We start from the raw sequence: 17,554 nt of genomic DNA, 5'->3' as shown, positions 1-17,554 counted from the left end.
AGGCACCTTCTCCCCGCTGGGGAGAAGTGGAGGAGAAGGAAATCCTACATGCTGCTGATCCATTGCCCTTACTGCCAGGAAGAGCGCTCCGAGCTCGAATTCCGCGGCGCGGGTGACGCGCATATTGCGCGGCCCGCAGATATTGCCTCGATCTCGGACGCGGAATTCGAAGCCTATTTCTTTCTGCGCGACAATCCGAAGGGGCTGATATTCGAACGCTGGCGGCACATCCATGGCTGCGGACGTTTCTTCAATGCAGTCCGCGACACGGTAAGCGACAAGTTCCTCATGACCTATAAGGCCGGTGAGCCGAAGCCGGTGGTCGGCGCTGCTGCCGAGAAGCACGCGCCTGTCGAGACTTATGAAGCCCTGGAAGGAGAGGCGCAATGAGCGGCGTGAACCGTATCGCCGGCAAGGGGCGCCTGACGCCGGCCAAAACTGCGCGCTTCAGCTTCGACGGCAAGAGCTATACGGCGCTTGAAGGGGATACCGTCGCCTCGGCGCTGATTGCCAATGGCGTGCATCTGATCGGCCGCTCGTTCAAATATCACCGAGCTCGCGGTATTCTGTCGGCTGGCGCCGAGGAGCCAAATGCGCTGATCGACGTTTCCCGCGATACGGCGCGCAAGCAGCCGAACGTACGCGCCACCGTGCAGGAAGTCTTCGACGGCATGATCGTCAGCTCGCAGAACCGCTGGCCTTCGCTTGCCTTCGATGTCGGCGCTGTCAACAATCTGATGTCGCCGTTCTTCGCCGCCGGTTTCTACTACAAGACCTTCATGTGGCCACGCGCCGCCTGGAAACACGTCTACGAACCGCTCATCCGCCGCGCCGCCGGCCTCGGCGTCGCACCGACGGAGGAGGATCCGGACCATTATGCCAGCCGCTATGCCCATTGCGATGTGCTGGTGGTCGGCTCCGGCGTCGCCGGGCTTTCGGCAGCGCTGGCCGCGGCCGAGACCGGTGCCCGGGTGATCCTTTGCGACGAGCAGGCGGAAGCCGGCGGGGCATTGCGTTACGATACCGGCGTAACGATCGACGGACAGGACGGGCATCGCTGGGCGCAGATGGCCGTGGCGCGGCTGAAGGCGATGGACAATGTCGAAGTGCTGGTCCGCACGACCGCCTTCGGTTACTACAACCACAATTTCGTCGGTCTTGCCGAGCGCGTCACCGATCATATCGCCAAACCTTCCCGCGATCTGCCGCGCGAGCGATTGTGGCAGGTTCGGGCCAAGCGGGTGATCCTCGCCACCGGCGCGATCGAACGGCACATGGTATTTCCGAACAACGACCGGCCGGGCATCATGCTGGCCTCGGCAGGACGGATGTATCTCAATCATTACGGCGTCGCCGTCGGGACCAAGGTCGGCATCTACACGGCGCATGACTCGGCCTACGAGGCGGCCTTCGATCTGAAACGATCGGGTGTTTCGATCGCCGCCATCGTTGACAGCAGGCAGGCGCCGGGAGCAGCGGTGCTGGAAGAGGCGCGTGCACTCGGCATCGATGTTCTGGCCGGCCAATCGGTCGTCAATACGTCGGGGCGGCTACGGATCTCATCGATGACGGTAGCGCGCAACGGTGGCGGTTCGCCGCGCAAGATCGCGGTCGATGCGCTCTTGGTTTCGGCCGGCTGGACGCCGTCCGTGCATTTGTTCTCGCAGTCGCGCGGCAAAGTGGCCTTCGATACCGAAAGCCAGCGTTTCCTCCCCGGCTCCTATGCCCAGGACTGCCTCTCGGTCGGTGCCTGCAACGGCACCGACGACCTGCAGCGGACGATCGAGGAATCGCTTGCCGCCGGCGAACTGATGGCGCAGGCCACCGGCAAAAGCAGCGGCGAGAAGATCGCAATTTCGGCCGAGCAAGCCTATGACTGGACGGGCGGCATGATCGGCGCTGCCGAAGGCGCGGGACCGAAAACCAACGCCAAGGCCTTCATCGATTTCCAGCACGACGTCTGTGCCAAGGATATCCGCCTTGCCGTGCGCGAGGGCATGCATTCGATCGAGCATATCAAACGTTTCACGACCAACGGCATGGCCTCGGACCAGGGCAAGCTCTCCAACATGCATGGCCTGGCGATTGCCGCCGAGATGCTCGGCAAGGAAATCCCGCAGGTCGGGCTCACCACTTTCCGCGCGCCCTATACGCCGGTCACCTATGGTACGCTGGTCGGCCATTCGCGCGGAGAGCTGTTCGATCCAACACGCAAGACGCCGCTGCACGACTGGGAGGAAGCTCATGGGGCGGTCTTCGAGGATGTCGGCAACTGGAAGCGTGCCTGGTTCTATCCGCAGGCCAGCGAGACCATGCACCAGGCGGTCTCTCGCGAATGCCGGACGGCACGCGAGGCGGCCGGTATCTTCGACGCATCGACGCTCGGCAAGATCGAGGTGGTGGGGCCGGATGCAGCGGAATTCCTCAATCTCATCTACACCAATGCCTGGGACACGCTGAAGCCCGGCAAGGCCCGCTACGGCATCATGACCCGCGAAGATGGTTTCGTTTATGACGACGGCGTTGTCGGACGCCTGGCGGACGACCGTTTCCATGTGACGACGACGACCGGCGGCGCGCCGCGCGTTCTCCACCACATGGAAGATTACCTGCAGACGGAATTCCCGCATCTGAAGGTCTGGTTGACCTCGGTAACCGAACAATGGGCTGTCATCGCCGTGCAGGGCCCGAAGGCGCGCGAGATCGTCGCGCCGCTGGTCGAAGGGCTCGATCTTTCGAACGAGGCCTTCCCGCATATGAGCGTTGCCGAGTGCACGGTCTGCGGGGTGCCCGCACGGCTCTTCCGCGTCTCTTTCACTGGCGAAACCGGCTTCGAAATCAACGTGCCGGCCGATTACGGCCAGTCGGTGCTCGAAGCGGTCTGGGCCAACGCCGAACCGCTCGGCGCCTGCGTCTACGGCACGGAGACGATGCACGTTCTTCGCGCCGAGAAGGGCTACATCATCGTCGGGCAGGATACGGATGGGACCGTGACCCCGGATGACGCCGGACTTTCCTGGGCGGTTTCGAAGAAAAAGACGGATTTCGTCGGCATTCGCGGGTTGAAACGGCCGGATCTCGTCAAGGACGGGCGCAAGCAGCTCGTCGGCCTCGTCACCAAGGACCCGAAGCTGGTGCTGGAAGAAGGCGCGCAGATCGTCGCGAGCCCGAACGAGCCGAAGCCGATGACCATGCTCGGCCATGTCACATCAGCCTATTGGTCGGACAATTGCGACAGGTCGATTGCCTTCGCGCTGGTCGCCGGCGGCCGGGCGCGGATAGGCGAGACACTCTTTGTGCCGATGCCGGACCGGACGATCGCCGTCGAAGTGACGGATCTGGTATTCTTTGACAAGGAAGGTGGCCGCATCCATGGCTGATGTCGCAATTCGCAAGCCGGCGCTTGCCGGCCGTTTCGGTGGCTCCGCAACGGTGCGGCTGACGACCGCACCCACTGCCAGCCGGGTGGCGCTACGTGCGCCGGCAGAATCGCTCGCAGCACTTTCCGCTGCTCTCGGCCTGTCTCTGCCGGCCGCCCCGAAAACATCCGGCCGGGCTGGCGCCCGATCGGCGGTCTGGCTCGGGCCGGACGAATGGCTGGTGATCGACGAGAATGGCACCGACCTGATGGCGGCATTTTCCAGTGCCGGTGCGCTGCATTCGGCGACCGACGTGTCCCACCGCAATATCGGGATCATCGTCTCGGGACCGGGTGCGGAGGCGACGCTTTCGGCTGGTTGCCCGCAGGACCTGTCGCTTGCTTCCTTCCCGGTCGGAGCCGCATCGCGTACGATCCTCGGCAAGGCGGAGATCGTGCTTTTGCGTACGGAAGAAGACACGTTCCGGGTGGAGTGCTGGCGGTCGTTTTCGGATTATGTCTTCGGGCTGTTGAACGAGGCGGCCGAAGACGCGGGGCACTGAGTCTCATCAAATCGTGTGCGTGCGCTCGTTCACGGGGTAAGCAAATGCTGCACCATGCCTCCCTAGGCGTTTCCGACATCGAACGGTCGGCGGCGTTTTACGATGCCGCCCTTGCGGCGCTCGGTTATATCAGGGTCTGGGATGATATCAGGCCGGGGGAAACAGGGCAGGCAATCGGCTACGGCAATCCCGGCGGCGGGGACAAATTGGCGATCAAGCATCGGCCGGATGGCCAGCGGCCGCCCGGTCCGGGCTTTCATCTGGCGTTTGCCGCTCCGAGCCGCCAGGCGGTCGATCGGTTTTATGCGGCAGCAATCGCGCATGGCGGCAGTGATAATGGCCCTCCCGGCCTGCGATCCCATTACGGCGAGCACTATTACGCGGCGTTCGTCATCGATCCCGACGGACATGCTCTCGAAGCCGTGTTCAATTCGGCCGAGTAGCAAAAGCAGTTTTGCTCAGACGTCCTCAGGACGGTCCTTCGGGTCGAATTGGATGATAGTGATCCATTTTGCCGTCAACGCCGGCTTCTTCTCGTTTTCGATCTCGATTGTGACATCATAAGTGGTCATCAGCATGCCGGCGCCGCGGAAGCGGGCGTCGGAGAGCAGGAAGCGGCCGCGGACGCGGGCGCCACTCTTCACCGGCGTCATGAAGCGGACGCGCTCGAAGCCGTAGTTGATGCCCATGGTCTGCTCGCGCACTTTCGGCAGGCAGTTGTAGTTCATCGTCGACAGCAGAGACAGTGTCAGGAAGCCGTGGGCGATGGTGCCGCCGAAGGGGCTCTCGGCGGCCGCGCGCGCGGGATCAACGTGGATGAATTGATGGTCGTCAGTCGCCGCCGCGAAAGCGTCGATCGTCGACTGGTCGACGGTGATCCAATCCGATAGGCCGGTTTCCATGCCGATCAATCCCCGCACGTCGGAGAGTGAAATTTCCGTGACCATGAATTCCTCGTGAAACAAGCCGCCGCGGCAAAGCCTTATCGTGCATTTGTGACGATTGCGACAAGGATTTGCGCAAGCGAGGGCAGGCGGTCAATTTTCTACGAAAAAGGCGACGGAGCGTGGCTCGACGGCTGCACCATTGCCGGCTTTCTTCGTTCCATCCCGCGTCAACTGGCGCCAGCCCGGTTCGCCCCGGGAAGGCAGCGTGAAAAATTGGCGGCGCTGCGAGCGGTTGAAAAGCACGCCAAGCCGGGTCTGCCTGCCGCGTGCGGAGCGGTCCCCGGTCGTCAGCAGCATGCCGAGGATGGACAGCGACGGCGTCTCCCATTCGGCGACGGTCATCGGTTCGCCGGAGAGCGAAATCCATTCGATATCGCCGTTTCCTGACAGGAAACCCGTTTCGGAGAAGACGGTGAAGCGGCGGCGCAGCTCTGCAACGAAGGCGGTGTGGGCGATGAGATCCCCGTCCAACGCCTCCCAGTCCAGCCAGGTGATCTCGTTGTCCTGGCAATAGGCGTTGTTGTTGCCGCGCTGGCTGCGGCCGCCCTCGTCGCCCGCTGTCAGCATGAGGCTGCCGCGGGTGGCAAAGAGGGTTGATATCAGCGCCATCACATCGTCGCGGCGACGCTTCCGGATCGTCGGATAGACGGTTTCCCCCTCGACGCCATTGTTCCAGGAGTGGTTCTCGTTATGGCCGTCGCGATTGTGTTCGCCGTTGGCCTCGTTATGCTTTCCGGCGTAGGACACGAGATCGATCAGCGTGAAGCCGTCATGGGCGGCGAGGAAATTGACACTGCGCGTTTCCTTGCCGTCGTTGCGGGAGAAGATGTCGGAGGAGCCGGCGAGTGCGGTTGCCAGCGCGCCGGTCTTCCAATCGTCGCCGCGCCAGTAGCAGCGCAGGTCGTCGCGAACCCGGTCGTTCCATTCAACGAATGGCGCTGGGAAATTGCCAAGTTGGTAACCGCCCGGGCCGATATCCCAGGGCTCGGCGATCATGATGCGGTCGGCAAGCACATCGTCGGAGAGGATCGCGGCCAGTGTTCCCCCGTCGCGCTCGAAGCCTGTCGCGGTGCGGCCGAGCACTGGGGCCAGATCGAAGCGAAAACCGTCGACCCCGGCATTGAGCACAAAATGGCGCAGGCTGTCGATGACGAGACGGCGGACCTCGGGATGATCGCAGGCGATCGTGTTGCCGGTGCCTGTGTCGTTGACGAGTTCGCTCGGCCAATTCTGGGCGTGGCGATAATAATGCAGGTTGTCGAGGCCGCGCAGCGACAGCGTCGCGCCGTAACGGTCGCTCTCGCCGGTATGGTTGAAGACGAGGTCGAGGATGACGGCGATACCTTCGGCATGGAGGGTCGCGACTGTCTCGCGCAACTCCGTCATGCCGCTGGGGGCGAGCCGCGGATCGAGCGCCATGAAGGCAACGGGATTGTAGCCCCAGCCGTTGGTGAGGCCGAGTGGCGGCAGGTGGCGTTCGTCGATCCAGGCAGTGATCGGCATCAGTTCAACGGCATCGACACCGATCCGCTTCAGGTGCGCGACGACGGAGGGATGGGCAAGCGCTGCGACCGTGCCGCGCTGGGCCTCCGGCACGTCGGGATGGAGAATGGTGAAGGGCCGCACCGCCACCTCATAGATAAAACCGCCCGGCTTGAAGAGCGGCTTGCTGATCGCGGCTGGGGTATCGGTGGTGACGATCGCCTTCGGCATCAGATCCTGGCTGTCCTCGCCATAGATGCCGAGGCGTGGATCGTAGCGGAACGGCCTATCGATCTCCTTGGCGTAGGGATCGATCAGCAGTTTGGAAGGATCGTACCAGAGGCCGTTATCAGGCGCATAGATACCATCGGCGCGATAGCCGTAGCGCGCGCCGTGCTTCAGTCCGTCGACAAACAGATGATGGAAGTAGTTACTGTCGCGCGCCATTGGCAGGCGCGCGAATTCCCTGTTGCCGTCACCCTCGAAGAGGCAGAGTTCGATCTGTGCGGCATGATGCGACCACACGGCAAATTCGACGCCGGTCTCGAAGACGATCGCGCCGGCTCGCGCCGAACTGCTTCCCCGCATGTTTCCCCCGGATCAGGTGATCACGGTTGGCGCATCGCGTCCCGTGCGTTCCTGAATGCTGGCAATGCTTTCGGCGGCCGCGATCAAATCGGCGAGCGCTTCCTGCGTTTCGATGTTGTGGCGAGTCGAATCCGGCTCGTAACGCTCGATATAGACACGCAAGGTTGCGCCAGACGTGCCGGTGCCGGACAGGCGGAAGACGACGCGGGAGCCGCCCTCGAAGAGCACACGGATACCTTGATGTTCGCTCACCGACTTGTCGATCGGATCGTGATAGGCGAAGTCGTCGGCCTTCTCGACCTTCAGGTTGCCGAAGCTCTTGCCGGGCAGGGTGGACAGTTGGCTGCGAAGATTGTCCACCAGGCCGTTCGCCGCATCGGTGTCGAGGCCTTCGTAATCATGTCGCGAATAATAATTGCGGCCATAGGTCTGCCAGTGCTGGGTGACGATATCGGCGACGCTCTCGCCGCGCACGGCAAGAATGTTCAGCCATAGAAGCACGGCCCAGAGGCCATCCTTTTCGCGGACGTGATTGGAACCCGTGCCGGAGCTTTCCTCGCCGCAGATCGTCGCCATGCCGGCGTCGAGCAGGTTGCCGAAGAACTTCCAGCCGGTCGGCGTTTCATACATGCCGATGCCGCGCTTTTCGGCGACGCGGTCGGCCGCACCCGATGTCGGCATCGAGCGGGCGATGCCGGCAAGGCCGCCGGAATAGCCGGGGGCGAGATTGGCGTTGGCGGCAAGGATCGCCAGGCTGTCGGAAGGCGTGACGAAGATGCCGCGGCCGATGATCAGGTTGCGGTCGCCGTCGCCGTCGGAAGCGGCGCCGAAATCGGGCGCGTCATCGCCCATCATCTCATCGAAGAGTTCCTTGCAGTGGACCGGGTTCGGGTCCGGATGATGGCCGCCAAAATCCGGCAGCGGCATGAAGTTGCGCACCGAGCCCGAGGGAGCGCCAAGCCGATTTTCGAAGATTTCCTTGGCATAGGGACCGGTGACGGCGCTCATCCCATCGAAAGCAATGCGGAAGCCGAGGCTGATCAGGTTGCGGATAGCGCCGAAATCGAACAGCTCTTCCATCAGCGCGGCGTAGTCCTCGACCGGGTCGATGACCGAGAGGATCGTGCCGCCGGGAAGCTCGTCCTTGCCGATGCGGTCGAGATTGACGTCGGCGAAATCGGCGATCTTGTAGCTGTCGATCGTCTTGGAGCGCGCATAGATCGCGTCGGTGATCTTTTCCGGCGCCGGGCCGCCGTTGTTGATGTTGTATTTGATGCCGAAGTCTTCGGTCGGGCCGCCGGGATTGTGGCTGGCCGAGAGGATGATGCCGCCGAAAGCCTTGTATTTGCGAATGATGTGGGAGGCGGCCGGCGTCGACAGGATACCGCCCTTGCCGACCATGACCTTGCCGAAGCCATTGGCGGCGGCCATCTTGACTGCCTTCTGGATGACCTCGCGATTGTAGTAGCGTCCGTCGCCGCCGATGACCAGGCACTTGCCCTGATAGCCTTCCAGCGAATCGAAGATCGACTGGATGAAGTTCTCCGCATAGTTCGGCTGCTGGAAGACCGGAACCTTCTTGCGCAGGCCCGACGTGCCGGGTTTCTGGTCCAGATAGGGCGTGGTGGGGACGGACTTGATCATTTTAGGTCACATGCCTTTCGAGACGAGGCTTGAATAGAGGGCAGCGTAGCGTTCGGCGCTCTTCTCCCAGGAGACATCCGATTTCATGCCCTGCTTTTGCAATTGGGTCCAGAGTTTTCGGTCCTGGTAAAAATGCATCGCACGGCGGATTGCCTGTAGCATGCCCGTTTCTGTCACGGGGGCAAATTGTATGCCGGTTGCCACTTTCGCCGCAAGTGCGGCATGATTGGCGTCGATCACTGTGTCATTCAACCCGCCGGTGCGGGCGACGATCGGCACGCAGCCGTAACGCAGGCCGTAAAGCTGGGTGAGGCCGCAGGGCTCAAAACGCGAGGGGATGATGATCGCATCGCAGCCGGCCTGCATCAGGTGCGACATCGGCTCGTTATAGCCAATCGAGACGCCGATGCGACCGGGGTGACGGCTGGCGGAGGCGAGCAGCGCGCCTTCAAGTGCGGCTTCGCCGGAGCCGAGCACGACGAGCTTGCCGCCCATGGCGACGATCTCGTCGGCGACGTTGGCGACGATATCCATGCCCTTCTGCCAGGTGAGACGGCTGATGACGCAGAAGATCGGGGCGTCGTCGTTGTCGAGACCGAAGAATTCGGCAATCGAGCGACGGTTCTCCTCGCGGTTCCTCAGCGTCGTCGGGCCGTAATGGGTGTGAACGACAGGGTCGGTCGCCGGATTCCAGATATCGGTGTCGATGCCGTTGACGATGCCGTGGAGGTCGTCGATGCGGCTGGCGATGACGCCTTCGAGCCCCATGCCGAATTCCGACGTCAGGATCTCATCGGCATAGGTGGGGCTGACTGTCGTAATCGCATGGGCGGTCTTCAGCCCGCCCTTGAGGAAGCCGACGGTGCCGTAATATTCGATGCTTTCGGTGGCGAAAGCATGGGCGGGCAGGCGCAGGCCGGGGAAGATCTCGGAACCGAACTGGCCCTGGAAGGCGATGTTGTGGATGGTCAGAACGCTCGGCAATTCCGGCGTCGGGTAGTAACGCATATAGACCGAGGTCAGCGCCGCCTGCCAGTCGTGGGTGTGGACGAGATCCGGCCGCCAGCCGGGCAGCAGACCGGCGGCGATCTCGGAGGCGGCAAGCGACAGGGCGGCGAAACGGCGCCAGTTGTCGGGATAGTCCTTGCCGAGCGGATCGAGATAGGGTCCGCCCGGCCTGTCGTAATAGGCCGGCGCATCGAGGATGAGCAGATCGAGGCCCTCGTGCTCAACCTCGAGCACGGTCGCCCGCTCACCGAGCAGGTCGGGGAATTCGAGCCTGACGACGGGGTCGCGAATGACCTTCATGACGGCGGGATAGCCGGGCAAAAGGGTCTTGGTCTCGACCCCGAAAGCTTTCAGAGTAATCGGCAGGGCGCCGGACACATCGGCCAGACCCCCTGTCTTGATCAAAGGGAAGACTTCGGACGAAACCGAAAGAACTTTCATAAATCAGATATCCAGCTTGTCGATCATCGGTTGCGTGATCAGGCAGATGCCGCTTTCCGTCCGCCGGAAGCGCTTGGCATCGAGCTCGGCATCCTCGCCGACAACCAGGCCTTCCGGAATGATGACACCATGGTCGATCACCACATTCTTGAGCTGCGCGCGCCGTCCGATCTTCACGTTCGGCAGAATGACCGCTCCTTCCATCTTGGAGAAGGAGTTCGCCCTGACACCGGTGAAGAGCAGGCTGTTGTTGAGCATGGCGCCCGAGATGATGCAGTCGCCAGACACAACGGAGGAGGTGGCCGAGCCGCGGCGATCTTCGTCGTCATGGACGAATTTTGCCGGTGGGGTGATCTCGGCATAGGTCCAGATCGGCCAGGACTTGTCGTAGATGTCGAGCTCTGGAACGATCGCCGTCAGGTCGATATTGGCCTGCCAATAGGCGTCGATCGTGCCGACGTCGCGCCAGTAGGGCTCGTGCTCGAAATCGGAACGGACGCAGGACTTGGCGAAGCGGTGGGCGACCGCCTTACCGTTGTTGACGATATAGGGGATGATGTCCTTGCCGAAGTCGCGGCTCGACGTCGGGTCGGCGGCGTCGCGGCGCAGCGCATCGAGCAGGAACTTGGTGTGGAAGACGTAGATGCCCATCGAGGCGAGGGCGAAATCCGGCTTGTCGGGAATGGGCGGCGGATCGGCCGGTTTCTCGACGAAGGCGATGATCTCGTCCTTGTCGTTGACATGCATGACGCCGAAGCCCACCGCTTCCATGCGCGGCACTTCCAGGCAGCCGATGGTGACGTCGGCGCCGGAATCGACGTGCTGCTGCAGCATCCATTCATAGTCCATCTTGTAGACGTGGTCGCCGGCAAGAATGACCATGTATTCGACGCCGTAATCCTGGATGATGTCGATGTTCTGATAGACGGCGTCGGCCGTGCCTTCATACCATTGCGTCTCGGAGACGCGCTGGCTGGCCGGCAGAATATCGAAGCTTTCGTTGCGCTCGGGGCGGAAGAAGTTCCAGCCGCGCTGCATGTGGCGGATCAGCGAATGCGCCTTGTATTGCGTGGCAACGCCAATGCGGCGGATGCCGGAATTCAGGGCATTCGACAGGGCGAAATCGATGATGCGGGCCTTGCCGCCGAAATAAACGGCCGGCTTGGCACGCCGGTCGGTGAGTTCCTTGAGACGGCTTCCCCTGCCGCCCGCCAGAACATAAGCCATTGCATCGCGGGCAAGTGGCTGAACGCGCTTTTCTACCATTTTCTCCTCCCACCAGTCACTAATTTTCAGGTTCAAGCATGATTGTCGCCAAGGGCGGCAAGGTAATCGAGCAGGTGATGTTGCCGCCGGCATCGACGGCCTGCACGCGCCCGCCATTGCCCTTGCCGCTGCCGCCGTAGATGTCGGCATCGGTGTTCAGGATTTCCCGCCAGCGCCCTGCGGACGGCAGGCGGATCGAGTAGTTCTCGCGGTAGACAGGGGTGAAATTGGTAATGACGGCGACCGGCTTCTGGCCTGGCGCCTTGCGCAGCCAGGCAAAGACGGAATTCTGGTGGTCGTCGGCGACCAGCCATTCGAAACCTTCGCCCTCGCAGTCACGCGCATGCAGCGCCGGCTTGCTGCGATAGGTGAAATTAAGATCGCGGACCAGGCGCCGCATGCCCTCGTGCATGCGATACTGAAGCAGGTTCCAGTCTAGTGCCTTATCTTCGCTCCACTCGCTCCATTGGGCGAATTCCTGGCCCATAAACAGCAGCTTCTTGCCCGGATAGCCCCACATATAAGCGTAGTAGGCGCGCAGATTGGCGAACTTCTGCCAGTCGTCGCCCGGCATCTTGGCGATCAAAGAGCCTTTTCCATGGACAACCTCGTCATGCGAGAGCGGCAGGACGAAATTTTCCGAATAGGCGTAGAGCAGGCCGAAGGTGAGCTCGTTGTGATGGTGCCCGCGATAGATAGGATCGCGGCTCATGTAGCTCAGCGTGTCGTGCATGAAGCCCATGTTCCACTTGAAGCCAAAACCGAGGCCGCCTTCATGAACGGGCTGCGAGACTTTCGGCCAGGAGGTCGATTCCTCGGCGATGGTCATCACGTTGGAATTTTTGCCATAGATGCGGATGTTGAGATCCTGCAGAAAACGGACCGCTTCGAGGTTCTCGTTGCCGCCGTATTCGTTCGGGATCCACTCGCCGTGCTTGCGGGAATAATCAAGGTAGAGCATCGAGGCGACGGCATCGACACGCAGACCGTCGAGATGGAATTTTTCGGCCCAGTAGAGCGCGTTGTTGACGAGATAGGAAACGACCTCGGTGCGGCCGAAATTGTAGATCGCCGTGCTCCAGTCGGGATGGAAGCCCTTGCGCGGGTCCTCGTGCTCGTAGAGAGCCGTGCCGTCGAACCAGCCGAGGCCGTGCTCGTCGGTCGGGAAATGCGCCGGCACCCAGTCGAGGATGACGCCGATGCCGACCTTGTGGCAGCCGTTGACAAAACGGGCAAAACCCTCGGGCTCGCCGAAGCGCGCGGTCGGCGCGTAAAGGCCGGTCGTCTGGTAACCCCAGGAGGGATCGTAGGGATGCTCGGTGATCGGCAGGAATTCGATATGGGTGAAGCCCATGTCGGCGCAATAGGGGATGAGGCTGGAGGCGAGCTCGTCCCAGGACAGCATCGTGCCGTCCTGCCGGCGCTGCCAGGAGGCGGCATGCACCTCGTAGATCGAGATCGGCTGCCGGCGCTTGTCGGTCTCGCGCCAGTGTTTCAGATGGGCTTCGTCTTCCCACTCCTGCTCCAGCTCGGCGGCGGTGATAGAGGCTGTCTTCGGCCGGAGCTCGCTGCGGCGCGCGAAGGGATCGGCCTTTAGCGGCAGCAATACGCCGTCCTTGCCGCGGATCTCGAACTTGTAGGCAACGCCGATCGGTACATCAGGGGCAAAGATTTCCCAGATGCCGCTGTCGGCGCGGAAGCGCATCACGTGGCGGCGGCCGTCCCAATTATTGAAATCACCGACGACGGAGACGCGCTGCGCATTCGGCGCCCAGACGGCGAAATGGATGCCTTGGGCGCCGTCATGCTTGATAAGGTGGGCGCCCATCTTGTCGAACAGCCGCAGATGCGAGCCTTCGCGGGCGAAATAATCATCCATCGGTCCGAGCACCGGACCGAAACTGTAGGGATCGGTGACAGCCCATTCGGCATCGCCGCGCCGGGCGCGGTAACGCACCGGCTGGAGTTTGGTAAGGGAAACCGGGCCGGCGAAGACGCCGTCGGCATGGAGCTGTTTCAGTTCGCCGATGACGCCGCCGTCGAGCGTCATGGCGGTCACCTCCTCCGCGCCCGGGATGAAGCACCGGGCGACGAAAACGTCGCCGGCCTGGTGCACACCTAGGACGGCAAAGGGATTTGAATGCGAGCCGGCAAGGATCGCCGTGATTTCATCTGCCGAAATTTCCCAGGAAAGCTTTACTTCAGGGACGGTTTTCGGCGTTTTCATCCGGCTCTCCAGATTTCGTCTGCATATTGCCTGATCGTACGGTCGGAAGAGAACCAGCCCATCCGCGCCGTATTGTTGATCGTCTTGGTGTACCAGGCGGACTGGTTGGTCCAGATCTGGTCGACCTCGCGCTGGGCTTGGGCATAGGCGTCGAAATCGGCGGCGACCATGAACCAATCGTGCGAATAGATGCCGTCGATCAGCGCCGTGTAACGGTTGCGGTCATCGGGCGAGAAGACGCCGGAGCTGATGGCGGCGAGCGCCTGAGCGAGTTCGCGCGATCCTTCGATGATGGCGCGGGGATTGTGGCCATCGCTGCGGACCTTCGAAACTTCGTCGGCCTTGAGGCCGAAGATGACGATGTTGTCCTCGCCGACATTGTCGCGCATCTCGACATTGGCGCCATCGAGCGTGCCGATCGTCAGCGCACCGTTCAGGCCGAACTTCATGTTGCCGGTGCCGGATGCTTCCATGCCGGCGGTCGAGATCTGCTCGGAAAGGTCGGCGGCCGGAACCATGACTTCGGCGAGCGAGACATTGTAGTTCGGGACGAAGACGATCTTCAGCAGGCCGCGCACCGACGGGTCGTTGTTGATCGTGCGGGAGACGTCGTTGATCAGCTTGATGATGAGCTTGGCATTGTAGTAACTCGGCGCCGCCTTGCCGGCGAAGAGTTTCACGCGCGGCACCCAGTCGAGCTCGGGATGCGAGCGAATCTGGTCGTAGAGCGCGACGGCCTCGATGATGTTCAGCAGCTGGCGCTTGTATTCGTGGATGCGCTTGATCTGGATGTCGAACATTGCCGACGGATCGAGCTTCACGCCCATGCGGCTGGCGACGAGGTTGGAGAGCGCCACCTTGTTGGCGCGCTTTACCGCCGCGAATTTCTGCTGGAAAGCCGGATCGGAGGAATGCGCGTCGAGCGCACGCAGCTTCTCGGCATCATCGAGGAATTCGTCGCCGATCGCTTCGCGGATCAGGCCGGTGAGACCGGGATTGCACTGCTGCAGCCAGCGGCGCGGCGTGATGCCGTTGGTCTTGTTGTTGATGCGGTTGGGATAGAGCTTGTGCAGGTCGGCGAAGACCGTGACCTTCATCAGGTCGGTGTGCAGCGCCGAGACGCCGTTGATCGAATGCGAGCCGACAAAAGCGAGGTTGCCCATGCGCACGCGGCGATCGCCACTTTCATCGATCAGCGAGATCGAGCGGATTTCCGCATCGGAGAAATTCTTGCCCTTGCGAGCGTCGATCAGGATCTTGGCATTGATCGCATAGATGATCTGCATGTGACGCGGCAGCAGGCGCTCGAACAGCGGCACCGCCCAGCTTTCAAGCGCTTCGGGCAGAAGCGTGTGGTTGGTATAGGAAAAGGTATGGCGGGTGATTTCCCAGGCCTGGTCGAAATCCATCCCGTGTACGTCACAGAGCAGGCGCACGAGTTCGGCGACCGAGACGGCGGGGTGAGTGTCGTTCAGCTGGATCGCCACCTTGTCCGGCAGCGAGGTGAAGTCGTCATATTGCTGCAGATGGCGGCGCAGGATGTCCTGCAGCGAGGCCGACGAGAAGAAGAATTCCTGGCGCAGGCGCAGCTCTTGGCCGGCCGGGGTGGCGTCGGCTGGATAGAGAACCCGGGTCAGGCTTTCGGCCTTGTTGCTTTCGCGGAGCGCGCCGATGTGGTCGCCGGCGTTGAAGGCATCGAGCAGGATCGGATCGATCGGTTGCGCCGACCAGAGGCGCAGCGTGTTGACGCGCTTGCCGCGCCAGCCGACGGCCGGCGTGTCGAAGGCGGCGGCAATGACGCGCTCGGCTGGTTTCCAGACGTAGCGTGGCTGGTCGTCATGGGTGGTGATGAATTCGACGGCGCCGCCGAAGCCGATTTCATAGGAGCTTTCGCGGCGCTCGAATTCCCAGGGATTGCCATGGGCGAGCCAGTTTTCCGGCAGTTCCACCTGCCAGCCGTCGGCCAGCTGCTGGCGGAAGAGGCCGTGGACATAGCGGATGCCGTAGCCATAGGCCGGAACGTCGACCGTCGCCATGCTTTCCATGAAACAGGCAGCCAGGCGGCCGAGGCCGCCGTTGCCGAGTGCGGCGTCCGGCTCCAGGCCGGCAATGACGTTGACGTCGACGCCGAGAGAGGCGAGCGCATCGCGCACCTCCTCCATCAGGCCGAGGTTGGAGACGGCGTCGCGCATCAGGCGGCCGATCAGGAATTCGAGTGAAAGATAATAGACGCGCTTGGCGCCGGTCGCATAAACCTCGCGGGTGGACGCCATCCACCTGTCGATGATGCGGTCGCGCACCACCAGGATCGTCGCCGTCAGCCAGTCATGCGGCTTTGCCACCTTGGCATCCTTGCCGATGCGGTAGGTCAGACGTTCGATGATTTCTTCAGCGAGAATTTCCGGCCTTGAACTGCGAGGGGCGGGGGAGGGGATGATCGGCTTGGAAACAGTGTTCATCGTCAGGTCTCGCCAATTTTAATTTGGTTTCAGGATGTTATGCCTGATTCAATCAATTCGTCGCTTGTGCAGCCGACAGTTTATGCATCGTTACTAAGCACTTGCAACAAAGGATTTGGGCAAACGAAAAATTTGCGAAACCTTCATATTCACGGGGGTCGAGGGGTTGATTTCAATCGCTTTTCCCGATCAGATGGGTGGGATAGCGATAACGAAAAGCCGCTCCCGATTGTTCCGGAGCGGCTTATTGTTCGGCTTTTCGAGGGGACCGATCGTCAGTTCGTCAGACGCGTCAGCTGCGCGGAGGCCTTCGCTCCGATCGCGTTGAAGGCGGCAAGCAGGTCTTCCATCTTTTCCGCCTGGAAATAATGTGAGTCATCGGAGGCGCAATAATGCAGCAGCGCCTGTCCGCCCGCGGGTGCCATGAAGGCGATCGTATAGATTTCGATGCCCTTGGACTTCGCTGTGTCGCATGTCTTCTTCGTCGCGGTATCGTAGGAACGGCCGCCGCTGCTATCATCGTTATTGTCGCCGTCGGTCATGAAGACGATGTACTTCTTCGGCACTTGCCCGGTTTTCTGCTGGTGGGCGGCGTCTTCGGCGTCATTGCCCGCGGCGTTCTTAGCCGTCAGGGACGAATAGGCCGTGTTCATTGCGCCGCTTGAATTCGTGCCACCGCCCGACTGAAGCGCGTTGACATAGTTCGTGACAGCGGTAGTTCCCCAAGCCAGACTGCTGGCTGGGTATTCAATGATATCGTAGGATACCGCGCCTGTGCGTACATATTCGGCATTGGGATCGGCGCTATTGAGTTGGTCAAAAAGATTGCCAGCGGCGAGCTTCAGCGCTTCTATTTTTGTGTAATAACGCGTACGCGTGCCGGTGCAGGTATCGTAGATTGTCTTACCGTTTTTGTTGAGGTGAGGGTTGCATTTGTAGGTGTATGATTCCGTCATGACGGTGGCGGTAGGATCTCCCATCGACCCCGACTTATCGAGGGCGAGATACATCGAGATGGAACCCTGGGTTTGCGATTGGCCGCCGATCGTTGTGCTTGATGTCGAAAGATGCTGCGTGCTGAAGCCGACCGCCTGCATGAGTGGGTTGACCGCTAGGTCGTAACTTGGTGAAACCGTCACCTGGTACGATATCGACTTTCCCGATGTCGTTGTCCGGACGTCGACGCCTGTCGCGCTCTTGATATCGATGCTGCTCTGCAGGTAATTCGCCATTTGTCCGGCGACGAAATCCCGCGCAAAGGCTTCGGCCTGCGAGGTTTGGATCGTGCCGTTTGCCAGGGCGGTCGCGGTTGCCAGCGCGGCTGAATCGGCGGCTTCCTGCAACTGCTGTTTCGAAAGCAATATATCGCCCATCTGGATCGCCATGCCGGCGGCGCCAAAAAGGACGGGCAGTACGATCGCCGTCATTATACCGAAATTACCGCCACGGTCGCCAAGCATGCGACGCAGGCAGGGATGCAAAAAGGAGGTGCTCATCATGTTCACCCGTGTATGGAGGCCCTGTCGAGGTGATATTGGGCACGCTCTCCTTTCCACCGTCCTTACGGCGTC

The 17,554-nt window shown here is 61.6% G+C and carries 12 protein-coding genes; 4 read left to right on the top strand and 8 right to left on the bottom strand.

The features are described from left to right. Window positions 1-48: 48 nt before the first annotated feature. Genes N2A41_RS18550 through N2A41_RS18535 form a run of 4 tightly spaced genes read left to right on the top strand, consistent with a single transcriptional unit; the run spans window position 49 to window position 4,364 of the window. Window positions 49-390: a sarcosine oxidase subunit delta gene (locus N2A41_RS18550; RefSeq protein WP_017967899.1), complete on the top strand. Its 342-nt coding sequence runs from the start codon at window positions 49-51 to the stop codon at window positions 388-390. Then, window positions 387-3,380: a sarcosine oxidase subunit alpha gene (locus N2A41_RS18545; RefSeq protein WP_260109440.1), complete on the top strand. Its 2,994-nt coding sequence runs from the start codon at window positions 387-389 to the stop codon at window positions 3,378-3,380. Before N2A41_RS18550 ends, N2A41_RS18545 begins: the two co-directional genes overlap by 4 nt. Next, the gene (locus N2A41_RS18540; protein WP_260109439.1) at window positions 3,373-3,921 is read left to right on the top strand and encodes a sarcosine oxidase subunit gamma; all 549 of its coding nucleotides are present in this window, start codon (window positions 3,373-3,375) and stop codon (window positions 3,919-3,921) included. Before N2A41_RS18545 ends, N2A41_RS18540 begins: the two co-directional genes overlap by 8 nt. A gap of 44 nt (window positions 3,922-3,965) precedes the next feature. Continuing rightward, window positions 3,966-4,364, top strand: a complete 399-nt coding sequence (locus N2A41_RS18535; RefSeq protein ID WP_017967896.1) for a VOC family protein — start codon at window positions 3,966-3,968, stop codon at window positions 4,362-4,364. Between the two features lie 15 nt (window positions 4,365-4,379). Here N2A41_RS18535 and N2A41_RS18530 read toward each other — a convergent pair whose 3' ends face one another. The 8 genes from N2A41_RS18530 to N2A41_RS18495 all read right to left on the bottom strand — a co-directional run bounded on the left by N2A41_RS18530 (window position 4,380) and on the right by N2A41_RS18495 (window position 17,479). After that, the gene (locus N2A41_RS18530) at window positions 4,380-4,868 is read right to left on the bottom strand and encodes a MaoC family dehydratase (RefSeq protein ID WP_017967895.1); all 489 of its coding nucleotides are present in this window, start codon (window positions 4,866-4,868) and stop codon (window positions 4,380-4,382) included. 90 nt (window positions 4,869-4,958) lie between these two features. Then, a complete protein-coding gene (gene glgX, locus N2A41_RS18525) occupies window positions 4,959-6,938 on the bottom strand; it encodes a glycogen debranching protein GlgX (protein ID WP_260109438.1) in 1,980 nt (659 codons plus the stop codon). 12 nt (window positions 6,939-6,950) lie between these two features. After that, on the bottom strand, window positions 6,951-8,582 hold the full coding sequence (locus tag N2A41_RS18520; RefSeq protein WP_166480801.1) for an alpha-D-glucose phosphate-specific phosphoglucomutase: 1,632 nt from the start codon (window positions 8,580-8,582) through the stop codon (window positions 6,951-6,953). A gap of 6 nt (window positions 8,583-8,588) precedes the next feature. Continuing rightward, a complete protein-coding gene (glgA, locus tag N2A41_RS18515; RefSeq protein WP_260109437.1) occupies window positions 8,589-10,031 on the bottom strand; it encodes a glycogen synthase GlgA in 1,443 nt (480 codons plus the stop codon). A gap of 3 nt (window positions 10,032-10,034) precedes the next feature. Next, window positions 10,035-11,297 carry a glucose-1-phosphate adenylyltransferase gene (glgC, locus tag N2A41_RS18510; protein ID WP_017967891.1) on the bottom strand — a complete coding sequence of 421 codons (1,263 nt, stop codon included), beginning with the start codon at window positions 11,295-11,297 and terminating at the stop codon, window positions 10,035-10,037. A gap of 19 nt (window positions 11,298-11,316) precedes the next feature. After that, complete coding sequence (glgB, locus tag N2A41_RS18505; protein WP_260109436.1) at window positions 11,317-13,524, bottom strand: 1,4-alpha-glucan branching protein GlgB; 2,208 nt, start codon at window positions 13,522-13,524, stop codon at window positions 11,317-11,319. Then, window positions 13,521-15,983, bottom strand: a complete 2,463-nt coding sequence (locus N2A41_RS18500; RefSeq protein WP_017967889.1) for a glycogen/starch/alpha-glucan phosphorylase — start codon at window positions 15,981-15,983, stop codon at window positions 13,521-13,523. The genes glgB and N2A41_RS18500 overlap by 4 nt, the downstream gene beginning before the upstream one ends. Window positions 15,984-16,258: 275 nt before the next feature. Beyond that, window positions 16,259-17,479, bottom strand: a complete 1,221-nt coding sequence (locus tag N2A41_RS18495; protein WP_260109435.1) for a TadE/TadG family type IV pilus assembly protein — start codon at window positions 17,477-17,479, stop codon at window positions 16,259-16,261. Between the last annotated feature and the right edge of the window lie 75 nt (window positions 17,480-17,554).

Source organism: Rhizobium sp. SRDI969, from assembly GCF_025152725.1.
In the GTDB taxonomy this organism is placed as follows: domain Bacteria; phylum Pseudomonadota; class Alphaproteobacteria; order Rhizobiales; family Rhizobiaceae; genus Rhizobium; species Rhizobium leguminosarum_I.
This window is presented reverse-complemented; position numbering and strand designations above follow the sequence as displayed.